This is a genomic window from Chamaesiphon sp. OTE_20_metabat_361, from assembly GCF_031364565.1.
The window spans coordinates 1-6,286 of sequence record NZ_JANLWO010000773.1; the positions used below are offsets into that span (position 1 = coordinate 1).

The 6,286-nt window shown below is 48.7% G+C and carries 4 protein-coding genes; all 4 read right to left on the reverse strand.

Features of this window, described 5'->3' with window-relative positions:
- Nucleotides 1-2,028 (reverse strand): PAS domain S-box protein (locus RMO35_RS21845; RefSeq protein ID WP_309744257.1); only part of this gene is annotated, 2,028 nt, incomplete at its 3' end.
- A 181-nt stretch (nt 2,029-2,209) separates the two neighbouring features.
- Nucleotides 2,210-2,650: a response regulator gene (locus tag RMO35_RS21850; protein ID WP_309744259.1), complete on the reverse strand. Its 441-nt coding sequence runs from the start codon at nt 2,648-2,650 to the stop codon at nt 2,210-2,212.
- Complete coding sequence (locus RMO35_RS21855) at nt 2,625-4,955, reverse strand: ATP-binding protein (protein ID WP_309744261.1); 2,331 nt, start codon at nt 4,953-4,955, stop codon at nt 2,625-2,627. Before RMO35_RS21855 ends, RMO35_RS21850 begins: the two co-directional genes overlap by 26 nt.
- A 63-nt stretch (nt 4,956-5,018) precedes the next feature.
- Nucleotides 5,019-6,236: a glycogen/starch/alpha-glucan phosphorylase gene (locus tag RMO35_RS21860; protein WP_309744263.1), complete on the reverse strand. Its 1,218-nt coding sequence runs from the start codon at nt 6,234-6,236 to the stop codon at nt 5,019-5,021.
- Between the last annotated feature and the right edge of the window lie 50 nt (nt 6,237-6,286).

The window sequence follows — 6,286 nt, forward strand, 5'->3', positions numbered from 1 at the left end:
GGGAGTGCCGCTCAAACCGCTGTGGGGATTGCTATCTTGAGCTGAAGGAGAGCGCGGTAAAATGAACGAAAACGTGCTGCCCTCACCTAAAACACTCTCGACCCAGATATGACCGCCATGTTGCTCGATGATACTGCGACAGATTGCTAAACCTAGGCCAGTCCCTTCACCGCTGCGAGCATCAGAAGCATCTACCTGTTGAAATCTTTCAAAGATGACGCCCAATTTATCGACGGGAATGCCGCGTCCGCTGTCTTTGACTTGAAATAACATCCGTCCGGCTTGCTTGCTGGCTGTAAACCAAATCCGGCTCTCACGCGCCGAAAACTTAATTGCATTGCTGAGTAGATTGGTAAAAGCTTGAATCATCCGATCGCCATCGACCCAGACTTGACCGCCAGCATTGGTGAGGCAGATTTCAATCCCCGCCTTATCGGCTAACGGTTCGATCGATTCTACCGCTTTGGTCATTAGCTCAGAGATATTCCACACCGATTTGACCATCTGCACGGTGCCAGACTCGATCCGTTCGATGTCCAGAATGTCATTAACCAGTCGCATCAGTCGATCGGTACTATCGACCGCAATAGTTAACAACCGCTTTTCCTTTTCAGGTTGCTGGTTTAATAAGCCGCTATCGAGCATTTTGAGCGAACCATATATCGATGTCAGCGGCGTGCGTAGTTCGTGAGAGACAATCGAGATAAACTCATCTTTCATCCGTTCGATCTGATGGCGATGGGTAACGTCTAGTACCAACGAAAATACCGATTCCATCCGACCCGCATCATCTAGGAGCACCGAGTTATACCACTCACAGTGGACGATTGTCCCATCTTGGCAATAATTGCGTTTCATGATGACGTTGCCAGCCTCCAGGCCAGATTTCAGCCGTTCCATGACATTGGCAATTCGTTCGGCATCTTCGGGAACCACAAATTTCCATTCATCGGGACGTTTGCCGACAACTTGCGCTAACGACCAGCCAAAAATCTTGGTCGCAGTCGCCGACCACCGACTGACCCGAAATTCCCGATCCCACTCAATTGCTGCAAACGGCGAATTTTCAAAGTGGAAGTTGACGCGCTGGAGGGCATCGCGCAGATCGTTTTCGATTTGTTGGCGCTCGGTGACATCGCGCAAAATTATCGTGTAGACTCGCTCTTGTCCCAATTCTAAATAGGAAATCGAGGCTTCGGCAGGAAACTGGCTGCCATCTTGTCTAGTCCCGATTACTTGTTGTCTGGTAGCCATGGGTTGGGGTCGTACGGCATTGGGAGCCTTGCTACTAATCAAATCGAGATCGATAAACCCTTTTGGCAGCAGGAGATCGAGCGATTTACCGATCGCGTCTGTCGCCGAGCGTCCAAAAATTTGTTCGGCACCTTGATTGAAGAGAGTAATCTGATGATGGCGATCGATCGCAATAATCGCATCGCTGGCAATTTCCAGAATCCCCGCAAATCGCGATCTCGAAATGTGTAATTCTGCCTCGGCTTTGTGACGTTCGCCTAACTCCCGCTGGAGCCTGTCGTTGATTTGCTGAAGATCTCGCGTCCGTTCGACTACCCGCTGTTCTAATTCGATTTTAGCCTCCCGCAGGGCGGTTTCTGTGCGTTCGCGCTCGATCGCATACTGAATCGATCGCAGCAATAAATTACCATCAACTTGTCCTTTGAGCGTGTAATCTTGCGCGCCTTGTTGCATTGCCGAGATTGCCAGATCGCGATCGTCCAAACCCGTCAGAATGATAATCGGAATATGTGGATAGCGATCGTGAAGATGCCGAAAGGAGGCAATGCCTTGGCTATCTGGTAGGGATAGATCGAGCAAAATTAGATCGAAACTATTTTTAATGTCATTTTGGTGACGATCTGTGTCGATCGATAATTGCTCGATCGCCGCAGCTAGCGTCATGACAGGGGTAATCTGACACCGAGTAGTAGTTACTTCTCGCAAGATTTCTTGCAGTAGCCGGATATCTCCAGGGTTATCTTCGATGAGCAATATATTGAGAACAGTAATCATGCTGCTGCGCTCTAGGAGAATGGGGAAGGTGTTAGGAATTAGGCTTGAGGGGAAGGTGTAAGGTGTTAGGCTTTGGGCTTTAGGGAATAGGGAATAGGAAATAGGGAATAGGGTTAAGTCTTGACATCTAAAGCCTAAAACCTTCCCCTCAAGCCTAATACCTAAAGCCTAAAGCCTTCCCCTACTCCGGCGGTAATTGAACGATCGTGAACCAAAAGTCTTCGATCGATTGAATGATGCGCACAAATTGATTGAAATCTACAGGCTTGGTAATATAGCAATTGGCATGAAGATTGTAAGCTTTGAGAATATCTTCCTCCGCCTCAGATGTGGTAAGCACTACGACTGGAATCCGCTGCAACCTTTCATCTGCCCTAATTTCCACTAATACTTCCCGACCATCTTTACGGGGTAAATTCCAATCTAGCAGAATTAGGTCGGGATGAATAGCCTGATGATACTCACCCTGACGGTGCAAAAAATTCATTGCTTCGACACCATCAGCCACCACATTTAAATTAACATTGATTTCTCGGTCTTCCAAAGCAATACGAGTAAGATTGACATCTCCTGGATTGTCCTCAACGAGTAAAATTTCAATGATGCGGCTGTTTATGGGCATGTTGAGAAGAGATGCTATCTACTACTGGGATGGTAAAGTAGAAGATCGATCCGCAACAATCTGATGGTGTCGATAAAGGCGGCGATCCTGAGTCGGATCGATCGGGAATTGATTCCACCCAAATTGTACCATTATGACGTTCGATGATTTTTTTACAAATAGCCAATCCGATCCCGGTGCCAGGGTAAGTGACGCGTGTGTGTAAGCGCTGGAAGATCGCAAAGATCCGATCGAGATATTGGGTTTCGATGCCGATGCCGTTATCGCTAACGCTAAAGCACCAAGCGGCGGGAGTAGTCGCCGTTTCGTCGGGGCGATCGATCGGTTTGACGCTAATGTGGATGCGCGGGGGTATTTGGCAGCGAAATTTGATAGCATTGGCAATCAAGTTTTGAAATAGCTGTGTCAATTGAGTGGCATCACCCCAAGCGATGGGCAACGGATCGACAGAGATAATTGCCCCACTCTCCTGGATAGCGACATGCAGATTGGAGAGAGCATCTTGAAGCACGCGATCGCAATCAACCTGCTCGAACGGCTGTTTGCGGCTACTGACGCGGGCATAGCTCAATAATGCCTGAATCAGTGCCTGCATTCGCGCCGCACCATCTACGGCATACTCGATAAATTCATCCGCATCGGGATCTAATTTGCCCTGGTAGCGCCGCGATAACAATTGGAGATAACTAGTCACCATCCGCAGCGGTTCCTGGAGATCGTGAGAGGCAATATGGGCAAACTGCTCTAGCTCGGCATTCGATCTGGCGAGTTCTTGACTTTGAAGCTGTTCGCGTTCGAGTAGTTGCGCTTGCGCTAGGGCGATCCCAATTTGGGTAGCTAGTTGGGCGATAATTTCGAGTTCGCGCGGATCCCAATGACGCGGGGCTTGACAGTGGTGGACTACCAATAGTCCCCACAATTGGGTTCGCAAATAAATCGGGACGATCGCACTGGCTTTGACTGCAAATTGTTGGAGAAATTCAACGTAGCAAGGTTCATAGCCAGCTTGGGTAATATCGGCAACTGTATGCAGACTTCCCTGGGGGTAGCGAGTGTAGTAATGGCGATCGAAACAAGGATCGTTAATCTTACTGCCCAATACGGCGGGATAATCCGCACTCACTCGCTCCTGGACGACCGTACCAGCGCCATCGGGATCGAATCTAAACATTAAGACCCGATCGACTGCTAAGAGTTTTTGAACTTCCTCAACGACTGTTTGTAAAATTTCTTCGAGTTGTAACGATTGGCGAATCTTTTGGGAAATCTCCGCAGAAAGCTTGGTTTGTTGGCGCAACCGCACCCGATTGCTAATATCGATTAAGGTCGCGCGACTGCTCAGATAATTGCCCTGCTCGTCCCAAATTGCCACTACCGTTGCGCTCACTGGGACGATCCAACCGTCTTTGTGGATTGTCTGATACTCGACATCTCGAATCCAGCCACGTTTTTTGACGATCTCCAAGTTTTCCGCAAATGTTTGGCTACTCTCAGGCGTGAGCAAATCGACAAACCGTTTTTTACCAATAATTTCGGCTTCTTCATAACCCAACATTTCTAGCTCCGTCCGATTGATGCGGATAAAGTTACCGCTCGGATCGAGGGAATGATAACCACAAGGCGCACTGTGGTACAACTCTTCAAATTCAGCAACATAGTCGCGCAGTGTCGATTCGGCCCGCTGTTTGTTGGTGAGATCCCAAGTGACTAAACCATAGAGCATCCCCAGCAATAATAAGGCGAGTACGCCAGAGATCCCAAAAGCAATATTAGTATCGGCTAAACTACGCTGTGAATCAGCTTGTAAGCGATCGAGCATGGCGCATTCCGCGCGAGACAGCTCGGTAGTTACTTCGCGGATGAGATCGAGCGATTGTTGTCCCTGTGCGGTGAGGGCGAACTGAAGAGTGGGTGTTAAGACTGGGGCTTGGCGGCGGTCGATCGTTGCAGCTAGGTCATCGAGTGAACGCACGATTTGTTGCTCCCACGGAAATCTAGGATCTGCACTAGATTTTTTCTGTACCAACAACTTCAACTGCGATCTCAGTTGCGCGATATCGACTCGCCGCGCTGCTAAATATTGGAAATTATTAGTTAGCGAGTATTCGCGTTGTCCGGTTTCGATATCTTTTAAGGTCGAAAGCATCTTTTCCAAGATGGCTAATGCTTGCCCACTGTTAGTTGCCGAGCGATTATTCGCCGCGATCGTATTAATGCTCTGATAAGCAACCGCAGCATTCATCAGTAATACGACTAACGTTGAGACAAAGCCGATCGATACCTTGGCAGAGGCAATATTTTTCATCAGACGATCGGCGAAAACTGAAAAGGTGAACATTAGCCGCGATAGTAACCAGCGATGTTGTGATTATCTTACTCCTGCCACATTGAAAATGGACATCTGCGTCCATTGCGCTGCTCGATCGTAAGTTGCACTTACCTGTGCTTGACACGCGGCATAAAAAATATAATCTGCCATCACCATTTGCTCGTCTGCACCCAGGAGCGTATTGACGATCGCGCGACCCAGACTCGGCTCGCTGGCACTAAAGTAGCCAGCTAATAAGTAATCAATCGCTTGGCGGATTTGCGGGTAGTGCTTGTAATAATTAATCGGATCGTACCCATACTCTTTAAACAGCTCGATCTCCGGAATTGCCAGTCCAAACCGAAAACAATTGTCCTCGCCCACGAGCTGCTGCAACCAATAGTTAGTTTTCCCCAAACTGCCGATCGCGATGACTCCATTAATTGTCGCCTGCATCTTGGTTAAATCGATATCTTCGATCGTCGCGGTAGCAATCTGCTCGGTGACATCAGCGGCGGCATATAACTTGCTCGTCCAAGCTTGAGCGTCAGGAATATAAACTATTTGGATTTTGCCACACAGATCCCGATCGGCGGCGATGATTTTGGCTAGGGATTCGATTAAGGCGATAATCGATCGCTGCAAATTGGCGTCAACCGCCGTTTCTGGCGCTGGCACTGCGTCTAAATCGCCAAAGATAAAGGTGCGGGGCACCATCTTGCTCCCAGGGTACTGCTTGAGTCGATCTCCTAAATTAATGATATGCAGAATAGTTAAGAGTTGGCGGTGGTGTGTGCCAATCGGTTGCAAGTGGAGATCGAAGAGGGAATTAACATCGATTTCGATGCCTTGCGATCGCTTCAAATCCAAAGCCAGAGCTTGCTTATTGGCGAGTTTTACTGCTTGCCACTGAGATTGAAATAGCGGACACTCGGCGAGCGTTACGAGCTGTTCTAGGTCTTCGACGTGAGTCATCCAGCGAGTGCCGATGGTCTGAGTCACCAATTTAGCCAAGCGGGGATTGCCTGATAATAACCAGTGCTGGGGACTAAATAATGCTGACTGCTTTTTGGGCACCCCAATCGCGCTTTGATTGGCGTCTACCCAGCGCTCGCGATGGCGTCTGACCGCTGGCGGCAAAGATTTAAACCGCTGGAGGCTTTCACTCATCCCCTCGCGATTGGGGCGAGCTAACTTTTGGGACTCAGCCAAAGCTAGCCGATTATTTCGTAAAAATGATGCACCCGTTCTGACCCGAAAATTGCTACTTTCCATCATGATTTAGATTCCTTGAGAGTATCGCGGACGTCACAATTTGATGCTTTCTC